Origin of the sequence: Arthrobacter sp. MA-N2 (genome assembly GCF_000517125.1) — a bacterium.
Classification (GTDB): domain Bacteria; phylum Actinomycetota; class Actinomycetes; order Actinomycetales; family Micrococcaceae; genus Arthrobacter; species Arthrobacter methylotrophus.
Map to the genome: position 1 here is coordinate 657,089 of NZ_KI912156.1, position 25,700 is coordinate 682,788.

Below are 25,700 nucleotides of genomic sequence, written 5' to 3' on the forward strand. Positions count from 1 at the left end.
CCACAGGAGGACACATGTCTGAACCCATCAAGATCGGCATCGGCGGCCCGGTCGGCGCCGGAAAAACGCAGCTCGTGGAGCGCCTGACCCGCCACATGAGCCGGGAAATCTCCATGGCAGCCATCACCAACGACATCTACACGATCGAAGACGCCAAAATTCTGGCGGCCAACGGCATCCTGCCCGAGGACCGCATCATCGGCGTCGAAACCGGCGGCTGCCCGCACACCGCCATCCGCGAAGATACCTCCATGAACACGGCGGCGATCGAGGAGCTCAAGAGACGCCATCCGGACCTTCAGGTGATTTTCGTCGAATCCGGGGGCGACAACCTCTCCGCCACGTTCAGCCCCGAACTCGTGGATTTCTCGATCTACATCATCGATGTCGCGCAGGGAGAGAAGATCCCCCGCAAGGCCGGCCAAGGCATGATCAAATCGGACCTCTTCATCATCAACAAAACCGACCTCGCCCCCTTCGTCGGTGCAGACCTCTCGGTCATGGAGCGGGACTCCAAGGAATTCCGCGGCGACAAGCCCTTCTGCTTCACCAACCTCAAGACTGACGAAGGGCTCGACAAGGTCATCGAATGGATGCGGCACGACGTCCTGATGCTCGACTTGGCGTCATGAGTACGACGGCTACGGCGGCTGAGATTTCTCCGGCGGACGGGTCACCTCCGGCGGCCTCTTCGGCTGGCTCGCCCCGAGGCGAGCTCAGCATGCGGGTCGCCTTGCGTGGGCAGCGATCCGTGGCCGTGCGGCAGTTTCATCAGGGGGCCTTGCGGGTTTTGAGGCCGCACTACTTGGACGGGTCCGGGCAGCTTTGTTATGTCATGGTCAATCCGGGCGGGGCGTATCTGGGGGCGGACCTCTATGTTGTGGATGTGGAGGTCGAGGCCGGGGCTTCGCTGCTTTTGACGACGCAGTCGGCCACGAAGATTTATCGGACTCCGGGCTCGTATGCGGAGCAGCGGATGACTATCCGTCTGAGGCCCGGGGCGGAACTGGAATTGGCGCCCGACCAGCTCATCGCCTACCGGGACGCAAGCTATCGGCAGAACACGCACATCACCATGCACCCGACGTCGAGCCTCATCATGGCCGAAGTCATCACCCCCGGATGGTCGCCGGACGGCGCTTCCTTCAAATACCGGGAACTCCGGCTCCGGAACGAAATCCAGGTGGAGTCCGACGGCGGCGCGGCGCTGCTTGCTCTGGACAACCTCCTCATACGGCCGCCTTTGGGCGATGTCACAGGCATGGGCTTCATGGAGGGCTACAGCCACGTGGGCTCACTCATAGTGGTGGATCCGCGCGTTGACCAGGCGCTCGCCGATGAACTGCACGGGCTCACGGCAGGGTATGACGCGTATTCGGGAGTGTCGATGACGCAAACCCTTGCGGGCACCACGGGCTTGGTCCTACGATCCCTCTCGAACAGCACAGAGGAACTCAACCGGCTGCTCGGTACTTGCACCGGTCTTCTGCGTCAACGCTGGTACGGCCGGGCGCCGCTGAACCTCAGGAAGTACTGATGACATCACTCGCCGAATTCGCCGCAATGTACCGCCAACGCGAGCATCTCCCGATGAAGTCGCGGCTCGCGTTCATGTTCGGTTCCGTTGTCCTGCTGCACCTTGCCACGGTCGTACTCCTGCTGGTGGGTGGAACCGGCGGCGGGCAGCCGCTCGCGCTGGGACTTGTGCTGACGGCCTATGTTGCCGGCATCAAGCACAGCTACGACTGGGACCACCTCGCGGCGATCGACAATTCGACCCGAAAGTTCGTGGCACAGCGCAAAGATCCCGTAAGCGTAGGTTTTGCTTTCAGCCTGGGCCACAGTTCCGTGGTGATCCTCGCCGGTGTGATGCTGGTGGGCGGCGCCACCTTGGTGGGCCAGCTCATGGAGGAGCGTACCACTGGCCATCTGGTGTTGGGATTGATCGGTAGTGGTATCTCAGGGATCTTCCTCCTGGCGATGGGCATCTTCAACGGGTCTGCGTTCCTTCGCACGGTGCAGTTGTACCGCGCCGCCCGGGCCGGCGGGGAGATCGCCGTCGAGGATCTAGAAACCAAGGGGCTCGTCGCGCGGTTGTTGGCCAAGCCACTGTCCAAGGTCCAGCGTCCAAGGAACATCTACGTGATCGGATTCTTGTTCGGACTCGGCTTCGATACGGCCACCACCATCGGGCTGCTGGTGCTCACGACGGCGGCGTCCCTCGCCGGTGTGCCTGTGCTTGCCCTCTTGGCTTTGCCGTTGGCCTTCACCGCCGCTATGACCATGTGCGATTCCATCAACGGCGTGGCCATGATGCGCATGTACAAGTCCGCCATCCATGATCCCCAGCGCAAGCTTGGATTCAATGCCGTCATTACCGGTATTTCGGCTTTTTCGGCGCTCTTCATCTCGGTCATCACGCTGGGCGGCTTCCTCAATTCGGCTTTCGGCCTGAGCGATCCTGTCACCACATGGCTGGGCGAAATAGACCTCGGCGACGCCGGGCTGGTGCTCATTGCGCTGTTCGCGCTCGTCTGGGTGCTCGCGGCCCTGCGGGCCCGGGCTGCGCGGCACCGCTAGCGCGTGCGGCGGCGCCGACGACGCTCGCTCAGTTTTGAAGCCATTTCGGTGAACGCTCCTGCAGTTGCGTCGTCAGTATTCGACGGCGGGCGTCGGCGTTTGCTGCGGAAGTCGCCGTCGGGCATTATGCAGCCGGCGGCGACGGCGGCTATTGCGTGGGCTGGAGCCACTTCAGAAGCCGATCCACCGGCCACGTCGTAACGATCCGATCGGCGGGTACACCGTTGGCCTCCGCCCGCTCGGCGCCGTATTGCAGGAAATCGAGCTGGCCGGGGGCATGCGCGTCACTGTCGATGCTGAAGAGGCAGCCCGCGTCGAGGGCAATGCGGATCAACTCGTCCGGCGGGTCTTGGCGTTCCGGCCTCGAATTGATCTCGACGGCCACGGAGTGTTCCGCGCACGACGCGAAGACCTTTTCTGCATCGAACTCCGAGGGAAGCCTGGTTCCGCGTGATCCTTTGACCAAACGGCCGGTGCAGTGTCCGAGGACGTTCGTGTGCGGGTTTTCGATGGCGGTGAGCATCCGCCCTGTCATGGATCGCTTGTCGGATCGCAGCTTCGAGTGGACGCTGGCCACCACCACATCCAACTGGCTCAACAATTCCGCGGATTGGTCCAGCTCGCCGTCTTCGAGAATGTCCACTTCGATTCCGGCCAATAGGCGAAAGCCGGAGTCTTGCCTGTTGTTGATCCCGTCCACAACCATGAGTTGCTCAGTCAAACGCTCCGGGCTGAGCCCGTTGGCTATGGTGAGGCTAGGGGAGTGATCGGTCAAAGCAAGATATTCCCGGCCAAGAATACGAGCTGCGTCGGCCATGACCTCGATCGGCGACCCGCCATCGGACCAGTTGCTGTGGCTGTGAAGATCGCCCCGGAGCGTAGCATGCAACTCGTGCCCGCCATCGGCCAAGGGCTCGGCCCCACGACGGCGGAGCCCTTCGAGATAGTCCGGGACGGCTCCGCCGAGGGCCCGGCTGATCACCTCGAACGTGCGGTTGCCGATTCCCTTGGTTCCTTTGAGGCGGCCGTCCTTCACGCGGGTGGACAGCTCCTCGCGGCTGAGGCCGGCGATGATGCCCGCAGCCCGGCGAAACGCCTGGACCTTGAAGGTGTCCGCGAGTTCCCGCTCCAGCCAGAAAGCGGTTTCGTTGAGCGCATCTACGGCGTCCATAGCTCAATCATCCACTATCGCGGGATCCGAGCCTCGTCGCTCGGGGCTTGCGGGGGTTATCAAAATTGGTCAATACAAATGCCCGTTATCCACAGGTGAATTTTGCGAATTGTCATATCCGGCGTAAACCGACCTACGGTGGTTGTATCCCGTAGCTCCGAGCGAAGGAATCCATGCCCGACAATCACAAAATACGCGCTCCAAGCCCATCCGATTCCAGAACCTCGTCCGTCCAGACCGGCTTGACAGCCAAATGGAAGGACCTTGCGGGTCTGCCGTTCGTGAGCGGATTGAAAGCCGACGCTCCAGCGTCGCTCATCGTGTTCCTCGTCGCTTTGCCCTTGTCCTTGGGCATTGCCGCAGCCTCCGGCGCCCCAGTCATGGCGGGGCTTATTGCCGCGGCGGTTGGTGGAATCGTCGCAGGCACCCTCGGCGGCTCGCCCCTCCAAGTGAGCGGTCCCGCCGCCGGATTGACCATGGTGGTCGCCGGACTGGTCGAAGAGTTCGGCTGGCCGGCGACCTGCGCCATCACGGCGGCCGCCGGCGTTGTCCAACTGCTTCTGGGATTCGGCAAGGTTGGCCGGGCCGCCCTCGCAGTGTCGCCCGTGGTGGTCCGGGCGCTGCTCGCCGGGATTGGCATCACGATCGTCCTGCAGCAAATCCAGGTGCTTTTGGGGTCAAAGGCCGCCGAGTCAGCGCTTGCCAATATCACCGCCCTACCCGCAGCGATCACCAATGTCGAACTGCATTCGGCGCTGCTCGGACTGACTGTTGTGGGTATCCTCCTGGCGTGGAGGCACCTGCCGCGCCCATTCCGGAGAGTCCCCGGGCCCTTGGTGGCCGTGGTCGCCGGTACGGCCATTTCCTTGGCAATGGCACCCGGTGTCGAGCGGATCAGTTTCAGTGGTTCAATTTTCGATGCCGTGGCCTTGCCGAGCCTACCGGACGGCAATTGGCGTGCCGTTGCCCTGGCAGTCATCTCCGTGGCCTTGATCGCGAGCATCGAATCGCTCCTCTCCGCAGTGGCCGTGGACAAGATGCAGTCCGGACCGCGCACCGACCTCAACCGGGAACTTGTAGGCCAGGGATCGGCGAACATGGTGTCAGGAATATTGGGCGGCCTACCCATCACGGGCGTGATCGTCCGTAGTGCCACCAACGTGGAAGCCGGAGCGTCCACACGCAAGTCGGCAATCCTCCATGGTGTATGGGTGCTGGTGTTCTCAGCTCTGTTCGCTGGACTGATCCAGCTGATCCCCTTGACGGTATTGGCCGGCCTGCTGATCGTCATCGGCGCCCGCCTCATCAAGGTGGCCGACATCAAAACCAGCCGCCGGACCGGCGATCTGCTCGTCTACGTAGTGACGCTCGTTTGCGTGGTCTTCTTGAACCTTCTCGAGGGGGTGATCATCGGACTGGCGCTTGCCTCGCTCTGCCTCCTATTCAGGGTGCTTCGGGCGTCCATCGACGCCCATCTGTTGCAGGAAGGGGCCCGGGCGACGTGGCGGGTGGCGATCGGCGGCTCGTGCAGCTTCTTTGCACTTCCGCGCCTGAAGCGCGTTTTGGATTCTGTCCCTGACGGTGCGGACGTCCTGGTGGAATTGAACGCCGACTACATCGACCACGCCTTCCACGAGGCACTGGTTGCTTGGCAGGCACAATACTCGGCGGCTGGTGGAGCGGTGCAGGTTGAGGAGCACGGCAGCACGGCCTTCCGCGACGCACCGCTTCGCTCACCCCAACGGCAGGAGGCCGTGGAGTTCCCGCTTCCACCGAGGGCCGGGCGGACTCCGGCTCCCGGGCCCGACGGCGTCGAGCCGCTGCCGCTGAGATCGATCCTCTTGGGAATCGACAAGTACCACCGGCGGCACTCGCACAAGGTCCGCCCGTTGGTGCAAGGCCTCGCCGACGCCCAGAATCCAGACACCCTTTTCGTGGCCTGCGTGGATTCGCGCGTCAATCCGAACCTGATCACGAGCAGCGGTCCCGGGGACCTGTTGACTTTGCGGAACATCGGGAACGTGGTGGGCGAGGACGGGAGGGATGGCTCGATCGAATCGACGCTAGCGTTCGCGGTGAACGGGCTATCGGTGGACACGATCGTGGTCTGCGGCCACTCGAACTGTGGCGCGATGAAAGCGGTGATTGCCGACGCCGAGGGGCAAGGTCCCCGCCCAGGTTCCATCGGAGGGTCCTTCGACGCATGGCTGGACCATGTCAGGCCCAGCTACCGCGAGTTGTTGGCCGGTCATCCGGTGGCGAGGGCCGCCGAGGCTGCGGGCTATAACCGCGTGGACCAGCTTGGTCTGGTCAATGTCGCTGTCCAGCTGGGAAGGCTCGCCGGGCATCCGCTCACGGGCCCGGGGCTGGCAGATGGTTCCCTCCAGGCAAGAGGGCTTTTTTTCGACATATCCACTGCCCGGGTAATCCTTGTGACCGCCGACGGCATAGAGCAGCTGGACCCGACGGTTGCCGTAGTTTGCACCGTCGATCGGGAAGGGGCCGCAAGAACATAAGTGCGCGGTCCTGGCCGCAGTCATGACGAACGGGACGGCGTTCAGCAGATCTGGGCGTCGTCCCTGTGCGGGTCACCGTTCCCCTGCAATAATCGGAACCAGTTGCCTCGCTCGATTTGCATGCGGGGCGGTATGCACGTTCGGACGAATCACATCGCAGACGAGGCGGACATGACCAACACTCCCATCCAGCAGAACACCGTGGCCCAGCAAACAACGGGGTACCCGGTTGCAGCCATTGACGAGGAGCTGCTTCACCGGCTCGCGGACGTTCACGGCGTCGGGACGGCCTTTCACGGCTGGGATGGCTTGCAACATGATGTTTCGCCCGCAACGCTGATCCAAGTACTGGGCTCCTTGGGAGTCACCGCGGATTCCAACGAGCACATCGAGGCGGCTCTCGTGGAGGCAGAAGTGGCGCCGTGGCGTCGGATGCTGCCGCCCGCCGTCGTCGTCCAAGAAGGAACCACGGCGCACGTGCACGTGCACGTCCGGGACGGCTTGCCGGCCCGCCTGACGATTTCACTCGAGGATGGGACGGAGCTCGCGGCCGTTCAACTGGAGGACTGGGCGCCCCCGCGTAACGTGGATGGAGTGCCCACAGGCCGTGCCACTTTTGAGGTGCCGGCCGGATTGCCGCTCGGTTGGCATTCGCTGACGGCCGAGTCCGACGGCGTGACCGCCACTGCCGCGCTGGCCGTGGTCCCGGCCAAGCTCCAAACGGCGGCGCAGCTCGAGGAGCGGCACGGCTGGGGACTCGCCACGCAGCAATACTCGATACGCTCTAAGCGCTCGTGGGGAATCGGGGACTTCGCGGATCTGGCCGATTTGGCGTCGTTGGCTGGTGCTCGCGGAGCCGACTATGTGCTGGTGAACCCTTTGCATGCCGCCGAACCTGTGCCTCCGGTTCAAGCGTCGCCGTATTCTCCGTCCACCAGGCGGTTCTTCAACCCCATCTATATTCGCATTGAAGAAATTCCTGAATTGGCATACGTCAAGCCCCGAAAGCGCGCCACGGTGGACCGCTTGATGGATGATGTCCATGCCTTTAACAAGGACGCTGAACGGCTGGATCGGGATCAGATTTTCGCCGCCAAGCTTGCTGCCCTGGAACTTCTTCACACGGTCCGGCTCTCACCGGCCCGGCAGCAGGCTTTCGAGGAATTCTGCCGTGAGTCCGGCCCAGGTCTTGATGATTTTGCGCTTTGGTGCGCGATCCGCGAGGACCGGCCTCCTGAGGACCCCTTCTGGGCGGACCCTACGGCGACGCTCGGCTCGCCACAGGTTGAATCCATGCGCCGCTCGCTGGCCGATCGGATTGCTTTCCACCGTTGGCTGCAATGGATCTGCGATGAACAGCTCGAGTCGGCCCAAGCTGCGGCGAAGCGTTCCGGCATGCGACTGGGAGTGGTGCACGACCTCGCCGTGGGGGCAGACCTCAGCAGCGCCGACGCGTGGATGCTGCGCGACACCTTCGCCCCTGGTGTGAGCGTGGGTGCGCCACCGGACATGTACAACCAGCTCGGCCAGAACTGGAACCAGCCGCCGTGGCACCCGGTTCGTTTGGCCGAAGCGGGCTATGCCCCCCTCCGCGCGATGCTCGCCACTGTCCTCCGCCATGCTGGCGGGATCCGCGTGGACCACATCCTGGGGCTATTCCGGCTCTGGTGGGTCCCCGCCGGCAACTCCGCGCGCGACGGCGCCTACGTCCGGTACGACCACGAGGCCCTCATTGGCGTCCTCGCCTTGGAGGCGCACCGCGCGGGCGCGGTGGTGATCGGCGAAGACCTGGGCGTCTTCGAGCCCTGGGTGCGGGACTACCTTGCGGCCCGCGGCATCTTGGGTACGTCGATCCTTTGGTTCGAGTACGACGGCGACTCGCCCCTGCCGCCTGAACGCTACCGGACGCAGGCCCTCGCCAGCGTCAACACCCACGACCTCCCGCCGACTGCTGGTTATCTCGCCGGCGATCACGTTGAACTCCGGGGCCAGCTGGGCTTGCTCGAGCGAAGCGTGGCCGAAGAACGCACAGAGCATGAGACCGCCTTGGAGAAGATAATGGGGCTCCTGCGGGAACGGGGCCTGTTGCCCACGGGATTTGGCGACGGCGGTGACAGTGCCGACGGCGCCGACAGCGCTGCGGTGCTTGGCGAGGAACAGGTCATCGAGGCGTTGCACCGTCTGCTGGCACAGGCGCCGTCGGTCCTGCTGGGCGTTGCGCTGGTGGATGCCGTGGGGGAACGCAGGGTGCAGAATCAGCCCGGAACGACGTCGGAGGTCTACCCCAACTGGCAAGTGCCACTCGCCGACGAACACGGCCGCGCGGTACTCATTGATGACCTTGATGCCAACCCGCGGTTCAATTCCCTGCTTGCTGCCGTGGACGAGGCCGTGCAGGGATAGGCAACGCATCGAGGCGTGAGATCTCGCCTCTTTAGGGTCGCGAAAACGCCGAGATCTCACGCCTGGATGAGTGAAGTCAGGTCGCGATGACCAAAGCGGTAGGCGAACCTACGCTCAGCTGCTCGAGGACATCGCCCGGGATACCGGTAGCACGGTCCAAGGCGAAGGTGGTGACTTGTCCGGAGCGCTCGTTTGCCACGTGGAGCCAGCCGTCGCGGACCAGGTGGTGGCGTGGCCAGTCCCCTCCGCTGGGAACATCAGCTACGGGACGGAGGCGGGTCCCGCTGCCTTCCACCGCCAATACCGAGACCCGGTTGGAGCCGCGGATACCGGCGTAGACGAAGCGATGGTCGGGGGATAAGGCGATTTCGGCGGCAGCATCGCCGTCGACGGCTCCGTCTGCCGTGGCGGGACCGCGCCGGTGGAGCACAAAGCGGCCGTCTGCCCCGGGCAGGAGCACCGCCACTTCGATCGAGTACTCCGTCACGACGAATACGGCGTCGGCGGAGGGGTGCTGGACCAAGTGCCGAGGGCCGCTGCCCATGGGGAGGGCGACTTCATGGTCCCTGAGCAGTCCGGTGTCGGGGAAGTAGTTCCACACCCGCACAAGGTCGAACCCGAGGTCCGTGGTCATGATCCGGCCGTCGTTGAGCATGAGGCTTGCGTGGGCACGGCTCACCCGGGCGCCGCCTGTGGCGATGTCGGTGCCGTCGTCGACGCCGGCATGTGGATCTTTCGCCGGCGGCGCGGCAAAGCGCGAGGTGATACCGCCGTCGTCGTCGAGCCCGAAGAGCAGCACGTTGCCGTCGCCCCAACAGGCGACCACGATGAAGCGACCGGAAGGGTCCACTGCGACGTGGCAGGCCGCAGCTCCGGCCGGCCAGGCACCGCCCAGCGGCTCGAGGCCGGACACTCCTGTCCTTCGATACGCGCGGACTGACTGTGCGGCCTCGGCTACCGCGTAGACCACGGGCAGCGTGGGGTGAACGGCAAGGAACGACGGCGAGGGTGCTTCGACGGCGGTACCGAGCCAACTGAGGCTGCCGTCTTCACGCGCGGCAACTGCACCGATACCCATTCCGTGCCCGTCGCTGTCCGCTGTGTATGCGCCTACCCAAATGAGCGTTCCGTCGATGTCCCCTGCCACGCGTCAGTGTCCCTGGACGTCGGAATCGACGCCCGCGTCTTGGCCCGCGTCCAAGGTGGCGATAGCCAGCAGGTCTTCCCGGTCCAAGGCGAAGTTGAAAACGTCCAGGTTTTCCTTCATGCGCAGCGGATTTGCGGACTTCGGGATGGCCACTAGCCCCTCCTGGACGTGCCAGCGCAGCACAACCTGCCCGGGCGTCTTTCCGTGTTTCTTCGCGATGGCCGCCAAGACGGGCGCGTTCAGGAGATCGCGGCCGGCGCCGAGCGGACTGTACGACTCCGTTGCGATACCGTGGCTGCCGTTGAAGGCGCGCTCATCGATCCGCGTGATGGACGGGGAGATCTGGATCTGGTTGACTGCCGGCACCACCGAGGTTTCCTCCAGGAGCCGTTCCAGGTGCGAGGGCTTGAAGTTGGACACGCCGATCGAGCGCACCTTCCCTTCAGCTTGGAGCCGCTCAAAGGTTTTCCACGTCGAGACGAACTCATTCCGTTGGGGGAGCGGCCAATGGATGAGCAAGAGGTCCACGTAGTCCATGCCGAGGCGCCGGAGCGAGCCTTCGAGCCCGTCGACGGCGCGATCTCGGCCCTGGTAGGTGCCGTCCAGCTTGGTAGTGATGAACATTTCTTCACGAGGGAGGCCGCAGTCCCGCACGCCCTGCCCGACGCCGGCTTCGTTACCGTAGCGGTAGGCCGTGTCGATGTGCCGGTAGCCAAGTTCGACGGCGGACACCACCGCCGTGGCGACCTCGGCGTCGTCGAGCGGCCAGGTTCCGAGACCGATCTGCGGAATGGCGTTTCCGTCGTTGAGCTTGATCAATGGTGCAGATTCCATATCGGAAGTCTTTCCTATCGGTCGCGGTTTGCACAGTGCCTCCCCACCCAACTGACTCGCAGTTGTTGTCGTTATGAGGGCTCTAAACGACAACAACTGCGAGTCAGTTGGGCGGCGTTACCGTAAGGGCTTCACCAGGCGTAGTCCTCGGGGGCGGTCCGGTGGCCGGGGAAGATGTCGTCGATCCGCTTGAGGGTATCGGCGTCGAGAGTGACGTCCAAAGCCCGGATGGCGGCATCCAACTGCTCCTGTGTGCGCGGACCCACGATCGGTGCGGTCACGGCCGGCTGGTGCAGCAACCAGGCCAAGCCCACATCCCCGGGCTCGTGCCCCAGGTCGTCGGCGAAGTCCTCGTATTGGCGGATCTGGTCTTCGTGCTTCTTCAGGGTCTCGGCCGCACGGCCCTCGAGGCGCCGGACGCCCTCGCGCTCCTTCTTCAGCACCCCGCCCAAAAGCCCGCCGTGAAGGGGCGACCACGGAATCAGTCCAAGGCCGTACTGCTCGGCGGCGGGGATGACTTCCAGCTCGACGTTGCGGGTGAGCAGGTTGTAGATGGACTGCTCGCTCACGAGTCCGTTGTAGTTGCGCCGCGCGGCCGCCTCCTGCGCCTGGGCAATGTGCCAGCCGGCGAAGTTGCTGCTCCCGGAGTACAGGATCTTGCCTTGCTGGACGGCAACCTCGATGGCCTGCCAGATCTCGTCCCATGGCGTGTTCCGGTCCACGTGGTGGAACTGGTAAACGTCGATGTAGTCGGTCTGCAACCGCTTCAGACTGGCGTCCAAGGCGCGCCGGATGTTGAGGGCAGATAGCTTCGACTCGTTGGGACGGTCAGTCATGGTTCCGTAGAGCTTTGTTGCGAGCACCACGCGTTCCCGGCGCTCGCCGCCCTTTGCGAACCAACGCCCCAGGATTTCCTCGGTCCATCCCCGATGCTCGGTGCCGCCATAGACGTTGGCGGTGTCGAAAAAGTTGATTCCGGAGTCCAGCGCCGAATCCATGATGGAGTGCGCTGCGGATTCTTCTGTCTGCGGGCCAAAGTTCATGGTTCCGAGGCACAAGCGGGAGACGCTAAGGCCCGAGCGGCCCAAGTGGGTGTACTGCATGGTTTGGGTTTCCTTACGCTGTTTGTTCTTGGCGGGCGATCTACATTTGGCTGAAGGATGCGACGGCGGGGTCCGCGCCGAGGCGGGCACCGCCGTCGAGCGCGCTGACGGCGGCCAGTTCCTCCGGAGCGAGCTGCAACGACGCCGCCGCGAAGTTCTGCCGGATTCGCTCCGGGTGCACGGACTTGGGGATGGCGATGTTCCCGATTCCGAGGTGCCAGGCCAGCACGATCTGCGCCGGTGTGGCTCCATGCTTTGCGGCCAGTTCGGTGACCGTTTCGGACTGCAGGTCCGCTCCCTGCCCCAGCGGGCTATAGGCCTCGACGGCGATCCCGTGCGAGCGGCTCTTCGCCGCCAAGTCCGCCTGCTGGAACGTCGGGTGCAGCTCGAATTGGTTGACGGCGGGGACGACGTCGGCTGACGCAAGGAGCGTGTCGAGGTGTTCGGGCAGGAAGTTGGAAACGCCGATTGCCCGGGCTCCGCCGTCGGCATGGATCTTCTCCAGCGCCTTCCATGCGTCGAGGAAGAGGCCTTGCGACGGGACCGGCCAGTGGATCAGGTAGAGGTCGATGACGTCGAGGCCGAGTTCGCGGCGGCTATGGTTGAACGCCGCTGCGGCCCGGCCTTGTTCGCCGTTGCGGAGTTTAGTGGTGATGAAGAGTTCCTCCCGGGCGATGCCGGAAGCCTTGATTGCCGCGCCGACGCCGGATTCGTTCTGGTATGCCGCTGCGGTGTCGATGTGCCGGTACCCGGCTTCGAAGGCGTCCTCCACAGCCCTCTGGGTTTCGGCAGGCGGGACTTGGAAGACGCCGAAGCCGAGCTGTGGGATCGTGACCGAGTTATTCAGGACGATCCCGGGAACGGTGGAATTCTGAGCGTTGGACATGTCCGGCCCTTTCGTCGCTGGTGGGTGGATTGCCTGACTGGCATTCTCGAGCCTATGCATTTTCGGCACAACAATCAGCAGTTTTGCCGCCCCCTGTGTTTCCTAGGACTGGGAGTCCTACTTTGGCCATAGAAACGTGCCATCCGGAAGGGAAGAATGGGCACATGGGTCAAAGCGCCGAGTTCGGAAGATTCCTCAAAGCGATGCGTGCCCGGATGTCGCCGGAGGATGCGGGCCTACCGGAAACGTCGGGCGCGCGCCGCGTTCCCGGGCTGCGCAGGGAAGAGATTGCCCGCTTGGCTGATGTCAGCACGGACTATTACACCCGCCTTGAGCAGGGCCGCCATATCCATCCGTCCCGGGCGGTCCTCGAATCCGTGGCGCGGGCGCTTCGACTGGACCCCAGTGAGCACACACACATGATGGACCTCCTTGAGCACTGCGCGGAGAGCGCCAAAGCGCCGAGCGCCACCCCACGGGTCCGCCCCGCTCTGCGCCAGCTCCTGGACGCTGTGGGCGAGGTGCCCGCACTCCTGCTTGGCCGGCGCAGCGACATCCTCGGGGCGAACCGCATGGCGGTCTTGCTGTTTGCCGATTTCGCCGCCATGCCTCCCGCTGAGCGAAACCTCACGCGCTGGTTGATCCTGGACCCCCGGGCACGTGAATTGTTCCGGGACTGGAAGACGGTGGCCGCGGAGGCAGCTGGGTCCCTGCGTGCCGATACCGGACGGCACCCGGATGATCCCCAAGCCAACCAGTTGGTGGGCGAACTCGCAGTCAACAGTGAACACTTCCGCCAATGGTGGGCCGGGCATCGCGTGGCAGCGCGTTCAGCCGGAACCGTTCGTTTGCACCACCCCACTGTGGGGGACATGGAGCTGAACTTCGAGAATCTGTCCCTCCCCGAAGACCCGGACCAAGTCCTGAGGGTCTACTCAGCGAAGGCGGGTTCGCCGTCGGACGACGCCCTCAAACTCTTGGGCAGCTTCGGTGCGGGAACCGCGACGGCGGAGGGTCTCTCCGCGCGCCATGCCTTGGGTGAGGACCAGCCGCGTTTCAGCGAGGGCGCCTAATTCACTGTGCCAATGCATAGCGAATTAGTGAGATTCTGTCGATATGCCCATTGGGTGACCTCCGGGGGGCGTCTTACGCTGAATGCAGACCTTTTCGCATAATTCGCATAACAAGGATGGAATTCAATGATGAAACGCATCGCGCTGCTGCGGGACCGGGCAACCGCCGGGTCGATGGGATCCACGGGCTCGCATTGTCCGGCGTCCGGCCAGTGGAGCCCCGACGGTGAGCCCCACGTTGTGCATACCTTCTTCGAAGGCCACGTCTTCCCGTCCCACAATGGCGTGGCCACGGTCTGGCGCCGCCAGTATCTGGACGTCTAGTCCAGATGAGTCCCGAGACTTTAAGGGCATGGGGTCCGAGCCGCTTCATGACGTCGGACCAGCGGCCCGCCGCAGCGTCGCTCCAGCTGCCGCCGTCGAAATGGTCCGAACTTAATCGCGGAGAAGTCGTCTGGGTCCACGAGGATAGCTGGGGATTCGACGCCGGCCTCGTGGATGACGTTTCCCCAGACCATCAATTCCTGTGGATCGAATTTGCCGGCCGTGGCCGGCGACTCCTCTGTGGCGGTGACCCCGTCCAAGTCTGGACCCGCGGGTGAGTCCAGCCTCGCAACTGATGGCCGCCGGCCTCTCCACAGAGAGGCTGGCGGCCATCGTAATTTTGGGTCTGGGTGGGCTAACGCTCGAGGCGGAATCCAAGTTTGATAGTTACCTGCCAGTCAGAAATCGCGCCTTCGCTGAGGTGTCCGCGGATTTCCTTGACCTCGAACCAGTCGAGGTTCCGAAGGGTCTGGCTCGCAGCCGCAACGCCGTTCTTGATAGCGGCGTCGATGCCCTCGGACGAAGTTCCAACAATCTCGGAAACGCTGTATGTGTGGTCAGCCATTCTTGCTCCTCATGATCGTCCTTGATGCCTGAACTGCGGGCCTGGCAGGCCGTGAAAGCAGACTAGCCCAGACGGGGCCGAGGCAACAGGGGGGGCGCGTTGCCGACGCTCGCTCGCCTATGAGGCCAAAATGCCGGACGCTCTTTCAGATGATGAACTGGTCCCCGGAAGTTGGACTGAGAAATTCAGTTCCGACTTCCAGGGAGCAGTTTTATGCATGCACGTAGTTCATTGTCCGAGGTCCAGCGCGAGGCCGCTGTAGCGTGGTTTGAGAAAGGCGTCGGGCACGTGGCGGCGGCCAGGATGCTGGGTGTGTCACGTGTGCCGGTCAAGGCACTGTTTGGGCGGTGGAGGATTCATGGGCAAGGAGCGCTGGTGAGCAAGCCGGCGAAGTCGTACTCTTTCGAGTTCAAGCTCGCCCTGGTCGAGCGGTTCCTCGCGGGCGAGACCGGCCCTGACCTGGCAGTGGAGGCAGGTTTGTCCTCGCGCGAGCTGTTGCAGAAGTGGGTCCGGGCGTATCGCCGGGAGGGCGCGGACGCGTTGCGGCCCAAGCCCAGGGGCAGGCCCCGGCAGCCCGATTCCCCGCCCCCGGCGGAACTGCCCGAGCTGGAGCGGTTGCGGCGGGAGAACGAGCGGTTGCGGGCCGAGGTGGCGTATCTGGGAAAATTGCGGGCCTTGAGGGCACAGGAACGACGGTGAAGGTCCAGGCCCTCATCGCTCTCAAGGCCGGCTTTCCCCTGCCCGTCCTGCTGCAGGTGGCCGGGCTTGCCCGGTCCACGTTCTTCTATCACCAGGGGCGCCTGCAGGCTCCGGACCCGCAGGAAGCACTGAAGGCCGCGGTGGCGGAGATCTTCGCGAAGAACCGGGGCCGGTACGGGCACCGGCGCATCCACACCGAGCTGGGCAGGCAGGGGTGGGCGGTCGCGAAGAAGACCGTGCTGAAGCTGATGCGTTCGCTGCGGCTGGTCTGCCAGGTGCGGCGGAAGAAACGCTACAACTCCTACCGGGGCGGGCAGGGCGCCGTCGCGGAGAACGTGCTGAACCGGGAATTCGACGCCGATGCCCCGAACCGGAAATGGGTCACCGACGTGACCGAGTTCAGCGTCGGGGACCGCAAGCTCTACCTCTCACCGGTCATGGACCTCTTCGACCGGCAGATCATCTCCTATTCGATCGGGTCCTCCCCGAACCTGGAGCTGACCAACACCTCGCTGCGTGAGGCATTGAGCCGCCTCGGGCAAGGCCAGCAGCCTCTGGTGCACTCCGACCAGGGGGTCCAGTACCAGCACATCTCCTGGCGCACTCTCCTTGAGGGCGCCGGCGCGGTCCAATCCATGTCGCGCAAGGGCAACTGCTACGACAACGCCGTGATGGAGAACTTCTTCGGCCACCTCAAGGAGGAGATGTTCCACAGGACCAGGTTCCTCAACACCGAGGCACTGGAAACAGCGCTGCACGAGTACATCCGCTGGTACAACACCGAAAGAATCTCCACAAAACTCGAGGGCCTGAGCCCGGTGCAATACCGTGCCCAGGCCCTCGCAGCCTAGGATCCTACTTAGCCAGTCCAACTTCCGGGGACCAGTTCATGATCTGCAGGAGGGTTGAGGGATTGGGGCGTATAGGTGCAGGAGGGTTGGGGGTCGCTCGGGATGACGCCGCCGGTCACCGCTGACACCTGCGCGTTGCTGCAGGGAGGCTAGGATCGGCACATGATTCTGGCCTCCCTGCTTTTCGCCCTCGTTGCCGGCTTGCTGCACGTCTACATTTTCAGCATGGAGTCCCTCACCTGGACCCGCCCGGCCACGTGGAAGCGTTTCAGCCTCACTACCCAGGCCGACGCCGAAACCACCAAACCACTCGCGTACAACCAGGGTTTCTACAACCTTTTCCTCGCCATCGGGGCGCTCGCGGGGATCGTCTTGGTTGCACTTGGGCACCCGCAGGTGGGTTGGACCCTCGTCTTCAGCTCGTGCGGCTCTATGCTGCTGGCGGCGATCGTACTTGCCTTGAGCGGCAAAAAGTACCTCCGCGCCGCGGTTCTTCAGGGCACGACGCCGTTGCTCGCCGTCGTGCTCGCCATTCTTGCCGTGACGCTCGGCTGAGGAGCTTTTCCGGTATAGCTGAAGGAGCGTCGATGAATTTCGCGTCATAAGTGAGCGAGGGTGTCGGGGGCGCGCCGTTGTTTGAGGTCCGCCCGCTCTGGTTCCCGCCGTCGGGCGGGCGGACAATGGTGTCAGCAGTTCGCGAGGGAGCGCAATGGGTTTCTTGAGGCAACAGACGTCCGAGGGGCAGGCCGCACTTGGCCGTCCACGTGATCCAGTGATCGATCTCGCCCGGTTCTTTTGCCTCGTCCTGGTGGTGCTTTCGCACTGCATGATGGTCAGCCCCGTGCTGCACCCGGACGGCACCGTCACCACCGAAAATACGCTCATGGAACAGCACTGGTTCGATTCCGTGCTGTGGGTATTCCAAGTGATGCCGCTGTTTTTCGTCCTCGGCGGCATCACGGGTTTGGAATCGTGGCGGCGGCTACGTGCGCGCGGCGGCACCGGAATTGAGTACGCGCAATTGCGGCTCTTGCGCCTCATTCGACCGGCAACTGCGCTGCTGGCCTCGATGTTCGTAGGGCTGTGGGCTGCACGGCTCCTGGGGGTCGACCCGGAGGTGGTCCAGCTCATCGTCACCGGCGCGGGCATGCCCCTGTGGTTCCTGGCCGCCTATCTGGCCACGCAGCTGAGCGTTCCCCTGTTGGCCCGGCTGCACGGACATTCTCCCTGGTTGACGCTCGGTGGATTGGTTGCCGCCGTGATCACCCTCGACTCCCTGCGAGGGGCGTTCCCGATGCTCGCCTTCGTGAACATGCTCTTTGTCTGGTGCGCGGTCCAGGAATTCGGTTTCTTCATTGCCGACGGAATCTTCGCAGGACGCAGCCGGGGCTGGTTCGTGGGATTGATTGTGGGCAGCAACCTGTTGTTGGGGTTCGTGACCGGGATTGGGGTCTACTCCGGAAACATGATCGTGGACTTGAATCCGCCCAACTTCTGCATGCTGCTTTTGGGCCTGTCGCAGGCGGCGACCCTCCAGTTGCTGCGCCCGGGCCTTGCATGGGTGGCTGATGTGCGCTGGATCCGTTGGGTGGTGGCCGTGGCGGGTAGGCGTTCCATGACGGTGTATCTGTGGCATTTGCCGCTGCTCGCAGCCATGTCCGGGCTGTTGCTGCTCACCGACTTCCCCAAACCCGCGGCCGGCACAGCCGAATGGTGGTGGGCCCGGCCGCTGGTGCTGCTCGGCGTCATCGCCCTTTTGCTGCCGGTGCTGCTGCTGTGCGGCAGACTTGAAGAGCGCCCGACGGCGGCCGTTCACGCCCGCGGCAGGACCCGCGTCGCAGTGGTGACTGCCGGCGTCGTGGTCTTCATCCCGGTGGTCGACGCGGCTTTCAATGGGCTGACCCTGACTCTTCTCGGTGGGGGAGCGGCGTGCTTTGCACTGGGAGTTCTACTGCTGGGGCGGGTGCCGGCGGGAGCACCGTCCCAGGCGACCGCTATCGGCCCCTCGGCGCCATTGCCAGCGCCCGGTTTACGTGCGAATCTCGACTCATGACTGAGTTCACGGATTCAACCGCAGAGTCGTTCAGCCCGGACGTCACGACGGTCAGGAACGACAAATTCCACCGCTACGAGCTGCTGGTTGATGGTGAAGTTGCCGTGATCTCGCAGTTTATGGACAAGCCCGGCCATATTGACTTCCTGCACACGGAGACCCGTCCGCAGTTCAAAGGCCGCGGACTGGCCAAAGTCCTGGCACACTTTGCCCTGGACGACGTGGTGGCCTCCGGCAAGCGAATCATTCCGCATTGCCCCTTCATCGCCGCCTACTTGCGCAAGCATGAGGTTTACGAGCTGGACATTGACTGGCCGCCGGAAGCGCCGGTGGGAGAGCCTGGTAACGAGTAGCCAAGGCGGCTTTTTCCGCTCCGCAACTGTCCAAGCGATGTTCCAGGGCAATCCCGTGCTCGGAGCGTCGCCACTTAGGTCTCAGGATCCCGATGCTGGCCGGATCAGGCGCGTGAGTATTTGCGAAGGTGTTCCCGGAGACCGGGGATGGCAAAGTCGACTTTTCCGTGGCCGGCCGCTTCGATGAGGCCGGCGGGCCAGGAATCGGGCCCTGGCCAGACTTGGCGACATCAATTCAGCATCTGTCAGGACCGGTTCCGGCCCCGCATCCGGTCTCTGGACCGGTCCAGCCGCGGCAGGACATGATCACGCAAATGGGACGTAAAGCGTGGTCATGCGGTGCTTCGATCCGTCTTCACAAACGAGGTTTAATACCCTCCACGACGTAGAGTTGATGCGGAAGTTCCAATGAAGGGGCCTTGATGCAGGACCGTATCCGTAACGCCGACATGTTCAACCGGCTGATGTCTGCTGAGCAGGCTGCCGGTCTGATTAAGCCCGGCATGACGGTGGCCATGAGTGGCTTCACCGGAGCCGGTTACCCAAAGGCGGTGCCGCAGGCCTTGGCGGCCCGGATGGAGGCGGCCGCCTCCGCGGGCGATCCGTTCCGGATTAAGGTCCTCACCGGCGCGTCGACTGCCCCCGAGCTCGACGGCGCCCTGGCCAAAGTCAACGGTATGGAGCTGCGCCTGCCGTACCAATCCGACCCGGCACTGCGCGAACGCATCAACAATGGCGAGATCGACTATATCGACATGCACCTCAGCCACGTGGCCCAGCACACCTGGTCCGGATTCTTCGGCAATATCGACGTCGCCGTGATCGAGGTAGCAGGTGTCCTTGAGGATGGCCGGCTGATACCGTCCTCCTCGGTCGGAAACAACAAGACCTGGCTCGAACAGGCAGATAAAGTCATCCTCGAAGTCAACAGGTTCCAGCCGGCAGGGCTGGAAGGAATGCATGACATCTATTACGGCACAGCCCTGCCCCCTGACCGGAAACCCATACCGCTGATCAGACCTGATGATCGCATAGGGGAACCATACCTGCGCGTGGATCCCGCCAAAATCGTCGCCGTCGTCGCCACCGACGCCCCGGACCGGAACTCGCCGTTCAGCGCTCCCGATGAAGCCTCGCAGCGGATCGCAGGGCACCTGCTGGACTTCTTCACCAATGAAATCAAACAGGGCCGGCTGACCAAGAAACTGCTGCCGCTGCAATCCGGCGTCGGCAACATCGCCAACGCGGTACTAGCCGCTCTGTCCGAGAGCGGCTACGAAGACCTGACCGCATACACCGAGGTCATCCAGGACGGCATGCTCGAATTGATCCGCAAGGGCGTGCTGAAGATGGCCTCCGCCACCTCATTTTCGCTCAGCGCCGCTGGCATGAAGGAATTCAACAACAACCTCGACTTCTACCGCACGCGGATCCTGCTGCGCCCTCAGGAAATCTCCAACCACCCCGAGCTCATCCGCCGTCTGGGCTGCATCGCGATGAACGGCATGATAGAAGCCGACATCTACGGCAACGTCAACTCCACCCACATCGCCGGTAGCAAAGTCATGAACGGCATCGGCGGCTCCGGCGACTTCGCCCGAAACGGCTGGCTTTCGATCTTCATGTCCCCCAGTACCGCCAAGGCAGGCAGCATCTCCGGCATCGTGCCCATGGTCAGCCACGTCGACCACACCGAACACGACACCATGGTCATCGTTACCGAACAGGGCCTGGCGGACCTTCGTGGACTCGCACCGAAACAGCGCGCACAACTGATCATTGACCGCTGCACACACCCCGACTACCGCCCAATGCTTCAGGACTACTTCGACCGCGCCAAGCGTGAGAGCTACGGAAAACACACCCCGCATCTCCTCAACGAAGCCCTCTCCTGGCACCAGAGATTCATCGAAACCGGCAGTATGCACCATCACCCCGTCGGCGCCCTAAGTGGCGGGACCCGATAATCACCAGCTTCCATGCTCGACATGGGTAGCGGCGTCGTGGTCCTCCTGGCAGGTACCGCGTAGCCGCTACGGACGGCTCCCGGGTACCGATTGGTCCTTCTCCTGATCCAGTTCTTCTGGCTTCAGTTTCCGCAGGTCCCTGCGCCTCAGGCAACCTTGTGCAGGCCGGACCCTACAGGTACCCGCCGCGGATCTGCTGGCCGGTAGGATCCCGCGGCGCTTGTTCGCCGTATCTCGGGAAGACATTCAGCCGGGGCCCACGGTCGTTGCCGGGTATCGGGTGCCTGAGGCGCGGCTGATGACGGCTGGACCGGGACTTCCGGGCACAGGTCCGTGATCAGTCCCATTCCGGCATACTCGCGCACGGCCCGGATACCGGACACCGCAGCCAGCTTGTCGGGAAAGGACCGGGAGACGGCCACCACGTCTCCGCAGGGAGATTTGAGCCTGAACCTGAAGCACATGTCCTCGTCGATGAAGAGTTCAAACATACCTGCCATGGGTGTCCTCCTGAACGCCGGGCGTCGCCCGGTATTTCCTCGTCATGTCCGAGACGCGGCGCTGCGTTTCGGATGTTCGTGTCCGGCAAAGGATCATCGGTTCACTCTTTGCGAAGCCCGACGTGTGGTGGTCTTCATCCAAGGTACGGGGCAGGGTGCTTTCTGGCTACTACCCCACTCCTACCTGCCGAGACTCACGGAAAGTACTTGCGCCAGGGGTGCCTGTTGCCTCACGTCAATACCTCCGGGAAGGTTGATTCGTTGCCTCATGTGAAAACCTCCGGCTGGTGTGGTTCCATCGTTCGTTCACAGCGGGTTTGATCGGTGCCGGTTGTTTGGCGGTGGCGATGGCTTCAAGCCGGCCGGTGAGGGCCAGTATCTGCCGTGAGAGCGCGGCCGGCCTGATCTTCTTGTATTGGGCGTTCATGCGGATCACGGGCATCCGTGCCACGGCGGGGTCTGCTACGGCGCGCCTGTGCGGGGTCGTCGCCCGGTCGTGGGTTTTGCTGACCTTGGCTCCGTGGCGGACCTTGGCGATGAGCTTTTGCTGGGGCAGCAGGTAGTTGGTGAAAATCCGGTCCAGCTCCCAGATCTCGTTGAGGAGCTCCAGTTCCGCGGCGGTGTCATAGCGCAGGTAGCCGACAAGCTCACGGACCCTGGACCAGTTCTTCTGTTCGACGTGGGCGCCGTCGTTCTTGTTGCTCGGGCGGGACCGGGTGAAGGTGATGCGGTGCTCGAGGCAGAACTCGAAGAGTTCGTTGTTGATGAACTCACTGCCGTTGTCCGAATCGATGCCGATGACGGGAAAAGGGAAGACCGCCAGGACGTGCCGCAGGGCCGCGAAGACGTGCTTCTGTGCCTTGTTCGGCACGGACCGGTTCACCGTCCACCCGGTAGCGATATCGGTGACCGTGAGGGTGAAGCAGTACTGCCCGGACGCGGCGCCGCCCTCGTGGCCGACCAGATCGATCTCGACGAAACCCGGCACAGCGTTGTCCCACTGGGCCCAGGTGCGGATCGGGATCTGGGACTTCAGCAAAGATCCGGGCTTGGTATGGGACCGGCCATGCGGCAGGAGCTTCGCCCGCTGACCGGCCAGCCGCCGGTCAATGGTCGCCGCACTCATGCGGGCGAGCATCGCTGCCTGCCCGTCGGTAATGTCCAGGACCTTCTCTGCCCGCAGCATCGGCACGAGATCCGGCAGCATGGGGGCCAGCAGCTTGCCCGCAGGGCCCCGTAGCACCGCCCAGCACAGCACGAGACCGTCCTGCAGGTCGGCCCCATACACCGGGGCGCGTCCCGGCCTGACGGGCCGTGGCCGCGGCGGATCGAGCGCATGCCGCAAAACCGCCCGCGCATGGTCCCGGTGCCAGCCGGTCAGCTCGACAAGCTCATCCAGGATCCGCCCCTTCCTGGCCCGGTCACCGGCCCGGTAGGACTCGGCCAGGTGCTTCGTCACGGCTTTGCGTTCACCCATCGTCAATCCCATCCCTCAAGGATCTCCGCGGCCACCCTTCCCGGACCTTTTCCCATGAGGCAACGTATGCGGCTACGCGGAGGTTTTTTATGAGTCAACGCGGGGTGTTGCGTGCCCCACAGTTCATGCCTACGCTTGCAAAGGCCGCAGCGTCGCGGCACACCTGAAGGCAGGAGCACCATGAACGACAAGCTCAGCATCCTGGTACGAGTAGACCTGGATTGTTCCCAGGCACGGGTCGCGGCCCAAGGGCATGTGACGGCGCGGAGCATCAAGGCCCTCTATGTGGTCCTCAAACGCGCCAACGCCCTGATGGAAGGCCTGGCCCTGGAAATCGACGTGACACGCGCGCGGGTTGAACCGGCCGCACTGCAGCAGCTGCACGCCTGCTCGCAGTCCCATCACCTGCCAGCGTATATTGATCCCTTCCAGGCTGACTGCAGACTCAGCATCCTGGCACCCGGCGATGCCTTAACCGCTGCGGGGATGGTGGGCTTAGCAGCCTGACCGGTTCCCGGCACGCCAGGCGCCGAAGCCTGAACGACGCGGCAGACCCGCCCCCAGGACGCTCGTTCCACTCGCCGGTGACCGGCGGTATAGCGGTGCCCGAGATGCCCCACAGCAATTGCTGCGATAGATCCGGGCTGCCGAAACACCCACAACTAGGGATGGTGCCCTGCGACCTTGTTCACGAGCTTGAGGAGCAGGTCAAGGTCCGGCCCTAAATGGTACGAAGTGCTCCGCGGCACCGCAGATGGGGGTCTGTTCCGGGAACCTCGCAGGTCCCAGGGGTGCTACTTGGACGGACGGGTGGCATGGCCGCCGAACTGGTTGCGGAGAGCCGAGACCATTTTCATGGCGGGAGAACTGTCTTCGCGGGAAGCCAAGCCGGCGAAAAGGGCAGCGGTGATGGCAGGTGTCGGTACGGCGTTCGCGATCGCTTCTTCAACGGTCCAGCAACCATGACCGGATCACTGTGCCGTTGTGCCTTTACTGGGCCGCAGATTGTCACGGTGCCGCCTGGGCGTTAGCCCGTCATCGGAGTCCGTGGCTGTGTGCCAGGGCGATCGCCTCGGTGCGTGAACCGACGTCGAGCTTCTTGAACAGGTTCCGTACATGGAACTTGACCGTATTCTCGCTGATGCCCAGCGTTGAGGCGATGGTGCGGTTGCGGTGACCGGCGACAAGGTGCTGGAGGACTTCGAGTTCCCGGGCGGCAAGGTTCCATCCGGCGACATCCCCGGCCGGACGTGCCGGTGGGTCCAAGGGAAGCGTTACGAAGACGTCTGCACCCCAGCCTGGCATGACGTCGACCCGCAACTGTCCTTTAAGTGCCTGGACCCGGCGGTCCAGACGGGTGATGCTCGGTGCGTCGGCGGTGAGTGCGCCGCGGCCGTCGTCGCGTACGTTGATCAGCAGGTTCTCGCCGTCGCAGTCCCACTGCGTCCGGACTCTGCTGACCTCGGGTTGTTCCATCATGGCAAGCGCAAGTCCGCGGACGATGGCCCGCGCCGCGTGGGCAACTTCCCCAGGCAGTGCCCTTCCATTCGGCGGCGGTTTGATGAATTCGACCTCAACGCCGCTGAAGCGCGTGAGAGGTCGCAGGTCCTCCCGTAGGCGTTCGAAGGCTGTAGCGACGGGCTCTTCCGCCAGGTGCATCGTGCGGTCGCTGAGCGTGCGGAGCCTCACCAAGGCTTTGGCGGTGAGGTCAGTGACGGTTGCGCGGGCTGCTGCATCGTCCAAGGAAGCTGAGCGCAGGGCCGCCAGAAGGGTTTCCAGGGTTGTGGAGTGCAGATCGGTCAGTTCCGCCGTCACGCGGATGCGTTCACCTGAGGCTGCCCGCGATTCCAAAAGGTACGACGGCGGCGCGTCGGCCACTTTTTCCTGGATCCGTCGGGCGGCGATGCGCCACAGATATGTCACCACATCCAGCCCGGTGTTGTGCCCGGGCCCGGTCGGGTGGGGATCCGTGAGGACGAGAAGGGCACCACTCTCGGCGTGCTTCAGGGCGAGCACGGGGCGGGGTTTGCCGCCGATCTCGGCTTCACCGAACCAGGGTGTCTCATCCGAAAGGGCGGCGCGAAGCGTGTCAAGCTCGGCGATCGAGACCCGGGAAATGATGTCTTCCTCGCCCACTTTCTTCTGTGGCCACCCCGTGCAGTCTTCGGTGAAGATGACCAGCGCGCTGCTTCCCAAGTAGGGGAGCATGGCATCACGTAGCCGCTCCGCTATCAGGGTCAGGGGGGCATCGGCCAGTGCCGCCACGCACCGCAAAAGCGGCCACGGCAGGCCTGGAAGGGTCAGGGTGGATCCCGTCAGGGGGTGGTCGGTGGCTGCGCTCACCGGGACAGCCTGAAGCAGCAGATGCCTACGCGCATCGCGGATTCTCGAAGCCGGTTGAACGCTCATTAAGTCTCCTTATGTTTTCTTCGTAAGGAAGTCGGGCCGTCGGGACGTCGGTGTCCGTGTGGACCTCGGGATAGGGCAGTGTGGTCGGGGGTCATACGGCAATGGTTGCGAACATCAGCGCCATGACGGCGGCACCGATGGCTTCAAGTCCGTGTTCTGCGCGGACGGGGAGTCTGGATGCCGATGCGTGGGAGGGAGTGGTTGCCGTTGCCCTGCCACGCAGCAGAAGGATGAGGAAGGCCACCGCCGCGGCTCCGAAGAATATTGTCGGCAGGATCGCTAGAGCGGGTGAGTGACCAAACATTGCCGTAGCCGTGTTTTGGGGTGCGGCTGCCATCGCGTGGTGGGTGGCTGGCATGGGCATGGGCATGGGCATGGGCATTGTCATTGTCTGTGCAGGGGCGGTTCCCTGGGCGGGGGTGGTTCCTTGACCCATCATGGCGAGCATGAGGGCTGCGCCGGCCATGGTGAGGGCGTGGTAGGCGCATTTGAGCCGGCCTTGACTGCCTGCACAGAATGTTTTGAATTCCGGCCGGGCGACGGCCTGAATGACAAACCACAATGCCGCGCCGGTGAGGACAGCGATCTGGGCCAGCATGGTGGCGGGTGCCAGGTTCCAGAGCATGGCGGCCATCAGGATGTTCATGAGGGCATGGAGGATGTTGTTGACCCGGTCCCTCCGTTGGCGGGACCGTGCCGCCTGCAGTGCGTGGTAGCTTCCGCTGAGCAGCAGGACGGCGGTGAGGGTCCAGGTAATTGCGGGGATGTTGAACACGCGGATCACGCTCT

General features: G+C 63.8%; 26 protein-coding genes and 1 pseudogene. 15 read left to right on the forward strand and 12 right to left on the reverse strand.

Annotation, left to right across the window (positions count from 1 at the left end; all coding sequences use genetic code 11):
* The first annotated feature begins 14 nt into the window (after positions 1-14).
* Genes ureG through A3M3_RS0121370 form a run of 3 tightly spaced genes read left to right on the forward strand, consistent with a single transcriptional unit; the run spans position 15 to position 2,580 of the window.
* A complete protein-coding gene (ureG, locus tag A3M3_RS0121360; protein WP_028268043.1) occupies positions 15-632 on the forward strand; it encodes an urease accessory protein UreG in 618 nt (205 codons plus the stop codon).
* Positions 629-1,537: an urease accessory protein UreD gene (locus A3M3_RS0121365; RefSeq protein WP_028268044.1), complete on the forward strand. Its 909-nt coding sequence runs from the start codon at positions 629-631 to the stop codon at positions 1,535-1,537. Before ureG ends, A3M3_RS0121365 begins: the two co-directional genes overlap by 4 nt.
* Positions 1,537-2,580 carry a HoxN/HupN/NixA family nickel/cobalt transporter gene (locus tag A3M3_RS0121370; RefSeq protein ID WP_028268045.1) on the forward strand — a complete coding sequence of 348 codons (1,044 nt, stop codon included), beginning with the start codon at positions 1,537-1,539 and terminating at the stop codon, positions 2,578-2,580. The genes A3M3_RS0121365 and A3M3_RS0121370 overlap by 1 nt, the downstream gene beginning before the upstream one ends.
* Here the strand turns inward: A3M3_RS0121370 and A3M3_RS29085 are convergent.
* Together A3M3_RS29085 and A3M3_RS0121375 are read right to left on the reverse strand one after the other, a co-directional pair.
* Complete coding sequence (locus A3M3_RS29085) at positions 2,577-2,750, reverse strand: hypothetical protein (protein WP_155854488.1); 174 nt, start codon at positions 2,748-2,750, stop codon at positions 2,577-2,579. The two genes, A3M3_RS0121370 and A3M3_RS29085, sit on opposite strands and share 4 nt — an antisense overlap.
* Positions 2,729-3,751: a PHP domain-containing protein gene (locus A3M3_RS0121375; RefSeq protein WP_028268046.1), complete on the reverse strand. Its 1,023-nt coding sequence runs from the start codon at positions 3,749-3,751 to the stop codon at positions 2,729-2,731. The genes A3M3_RS29085 and A3M3_RS0121375 overlap by 22 nt, the downstream gene beginning before the upstream one ends.
* A gap of 173 nt (positions 3,752-3,924) precedes the next feature.
* Here A3M3_RS0121375 and A3M3_RS26295 point away from each other — a divergent pair, with 173 nt between their 5' ends.
* Positions 3,925-6,267 (forward strand): SulP family inorganic anion transporter, encoded by a 2,343-nt coding sequence (locus A3M3_RS26295; RefSeq protein ID WP_081736985.1) that lies wholly within the window; start codon positions 3,925-3,927, stop codon positions 6,265-6,267.
* Positions 6,268-6,438: 171 nt separating this feature from the next.
* Positions 6,439-8,670, forward strand: coding sequence for a 4-alpha-glucanotransferase (gene malQ, locus A3M3_RS0121385; RefSeq protein WP_081737001.1), 2,232 nt, complete (start codon positions 6,439-6,441; stop codon positions 8,668-8,670).
* A gap of 76 nt (positions 8,671-8,746) precedes the next feature.
* Here the strand turns inward: malQ and A3M3_RS0121390 are convergent, their stop codons facing one another.
* The 4 genes from A3M3_RS0121390 to A3M3_RS0121405 form a co-directional block, all read right to left on the reverse strand.
* A complete protein-coding gene (locus tag A3M3_RS0121390) occupies positions 8,747-9,817 on the reverse strand; it encodes a lactonase family protein (protein ID WP_269317340.1) in 1,071 nt (356 codons plus the stop codon).
* 3 nt (positions 9,818-9,820) lie between these two features.
* Positions 9,821-10,651, reverse strand: coding sequence for an aldo/keto reductase (locus A3M3_RS0121395; protein ID WP_028268049.1), 831 nt, complete (start codon positions 10,649-10,651; stop codon positions 9,821-9,823).
* 131 nt (positions 10,652-10,782) lie between these two features.
* Complete coding sequence (locus A3M3_RS0121400) at positions 10,783-11,754, reverse strand: aldo/keto reductase (protein ID WP_028268050.1); 972 nt, start codon at positions 11,752-11,754, stop codon at positions 10,783-10,785.
* Positions 11,755-11,794: 40 nt separating this feature from the next.
* Positions 11,795-12,640 carry an aldo/keto reductase gene (locus tag A3M3_RS0121405; RefSeq protein WP_028268051.1) on the reverse strand — a complete coding sequence of 282 codons (846 nt, stop codon included), beginning with the start codon at positions 12,638-12,640 and terminating at the stop codon, positions 11,795-11,797.
* A 164-nt stretch (positions 12,641-12,804) separates the two neighbouring features.
* Between A3M3_RS0121405 and A3M3_RS26300 the strand changes: the two genes are divergently transcribed.
* From A3M3_RS26300 to A3M3_RS0121420, 3 genes are all read left to right on the forward strand, one after another.
* Positions 12,805-13,713: a helix-turn-helix transcriptional regulator gene (locus A3M3_RS26300; protein ID WP_051423454.1), complete on the forward strand. Its 909-nt coding sequence runs from the start codon at positions 12,805-12,807 to the stop codon at positions 13,711-13,713.
* A 129-nt stretch (positions 13,714-13,842) separates the two neighbouring features.
* On the forward strand, positions 13,843-14,037 hold the full coding sequence (locus A3M3_RS0121415) for a hypothetical protein (RefSeq protein WP_028268052.1): 195 nt from the start codon (positions 13,843-13,845) through the stop codon (positions 14,035-14,037).
* A 5-nt stretch (positions 14,038-14,042) separates the two neighbouring features.
* A complete protein-coding gene (locus A3M3_RS0121420; RefSeq protein WP_155854489.1) occupies positions 14,043-14,315 on the forward strand; it encodes a hypothetical protein in 273 nt (90 codons plus the stop codon).
* 77 nt (positions 14,316-14,392) lie between these two features.
* Here A3M3_RS0121420 and A3M3_RS0121425 read toward each other — a convergent pair whose 3' ends face one another.
* Positions 14,393-14,602 carry a dodecin gene (locus tag A3M3_RS0121425; protein ID WP_028268054.1) on the reverse strand — a complete coding sequence of 70 codons (210 nt, stop codon included), beginning with the start codon at positions 14,600-14,602 and terminating at the stop codon, positions 14,393-14,395.
* Positions 14,603-14,977: 375 nt separating this feature from the next.
* Between A3M3_RS0121425 and A3M3_RS29090 the strand changes: the two genes are divergently transcribed.
* The 6 genes from A3M3_RS29090 to A3M3_RS26305 all read left to right on the forward strand — a co-directional run bounded on the left by A3M3_RS29090 (position 14,978) and on the right by A3M3_RS26305 (position 20,525).
* On the forward strand, positions 14,978-15,301 hold the full coding sequence (locus A3M3_RS29090; protein ID WP_231497211.1) for a helix-turn-helix domain-containing protein: 324 nt from the start codon (positions 14,978-14,980) through the stop codon (positions 15,299-15,301).
* Positions 15,298-16,152: an IS3 family transposase gene (locus A3M3_RS28255; RefSeq protein WP_028265294.1), complete on the forward strand. Its 855-nt coding sequence runs from the start codon at positions 15,298-15,300 to the stop codon at positions 16,150-16,152. The genes A3M3_RS29090 and A3M3_RS28255 overlap by 4 nt, the downstream gene beginning before the upstream one ends.
* Before the next feature lie 162 nt (positions 16,153-16,314).
* On the forward strand, positions 16,315-16,707 hold the full coding sequence (locus A3M3_RS0121440; protein ID WP_028268055.1) for a DUF1304 domain-containing protein: 393 nt from the start codon (positions 16,315-16,317) through the stop codon (positions 16,705-16,707).
* Between the two features lie 154 nt (positions 16,708-16,861).
* Complete coding sequence (locus A3M3_RS0121445; protein ID WP_028268056.1) at positions 16,862-18,205, forward strand: acyltransferase family protein; 1,344 nt, start codon at positions 16,862-16,864, stop codon at positions 18,203-18,205.
* The gene (locus A3M3_RS0121450; RefSeq protein WP_028268057.1) at positions 18,202-18,558 is read left to right on the forward strand and encodes a GNAT family N-acetyltransferase; all 357 of its coding nucleotides are present in this window, start codon (positions 18,202-18,204) and stop codon (positions 18,556-18,558) included. Before A3M3_RS0121445 ends, A3M3_RS0121450 begins: the two co-directional genes overlap by 4 nt.
* Positions 18,559-18,980: 422 nt before the next feature.
* The gene (locus A3M3_RS26305; protein WP_051423455.1) at positions 18,981-20,525 is read left to right on the forward strand and encodes an acetyl-CoA hydrolase/transferase family protein; all 1,545 of its coding nucleotides are present in this window, start codon (positions 18,981-18,983) and stop codon (positions 20,523-20,525) included.
* 146 nt (positions 20,526-20,671) lie between these two features.
* Here the strand turns inward: A3M3_RS26305 and A3M3_RS26310 are convergent, their stop codons facing one another.
* Together A3M3_RS26310 and A3M3_RS0121465 are read right to left on the reverse strand one after the other, a co-directional pair.
* Positions 20,672-21,025, reverse strand: a complete 354-nt coding sequence (locus A3M3_RS26310; RefSeq protein WP_035743449.1) for a YegP family protein — start codon at positions 21,023-21,025, stop codon at positions 20,672-20,674.
* 235 nt (positions 21,026-21,260) lie between these two features.
* Positions 21,261-22,502 (reverse strand): integrase catalytic domain-containing protein, encoded by a 1,242-nt coding sequence (locus A3M3_RS0121465; RefSeq protein ID WP_081736879.1) that lies wholly within the window; start codon positions 22,500-22,502, stop codon positions 21,261-21,263.
* A gap of 180 nt (positions 22,503-22,682) precedes the next feature.
* Between A3M3_RS0121465 and A3M3_RS0121470 the strand changes: the two genes are divergently transcribed.
* A complete protein-coding gene (locus tag A3M3_RS0121470; RefSeq protein WP_028268058.1) occupies positions 22,683-23,009 on the forward strand; it encodes a hypothetical protein in 327 nt (108 codons plus the stop codon).
* Between the two features lie 287 nt (positions 23,010-23,296).
* Here A3M3_RS0121470 and A3M3_RS29095 read toward each other — a convergent pair.
* The 3 genes and pseudogenes from A3M3_RS29095 to A3M3_RS0121480 all read right to left on the reverse strand — a co-directional run.
* Positions 23,297-23,473: pseudogene (locus A3M3_RS29095) on the reverse strand (6-phosphogluconate dehydrogenase); the annotation flags it as partial.
* A 64-nt stretch (positions 23,474-23,537) separates the two neighbouring features.
* Positions 23,538-24,845: a LuxR C-terminal-related transcriptional regulator gene (locus tag A3M3_RS0121475; protein ID WP_442853132.1), complete on the reverse strand. Its 1,308-nt coding sequence runs from the start codon at positions 24,843-24,845 to the stop codon at positions 23,538-23,540.
* Positions 24,846-25,002: 157 nt separating this feature from the next.
* Entirely contained in the window at positions 25,003-25,686 is a 684-nt protein-coding gene (locus A3M3_RS0121480) for a DUF5134 domain-containing protein (protein WP_155854490.1), read from the reverse strand.
* Positions 25,687-25,700 lie beyond the last annotated feature (14 nt).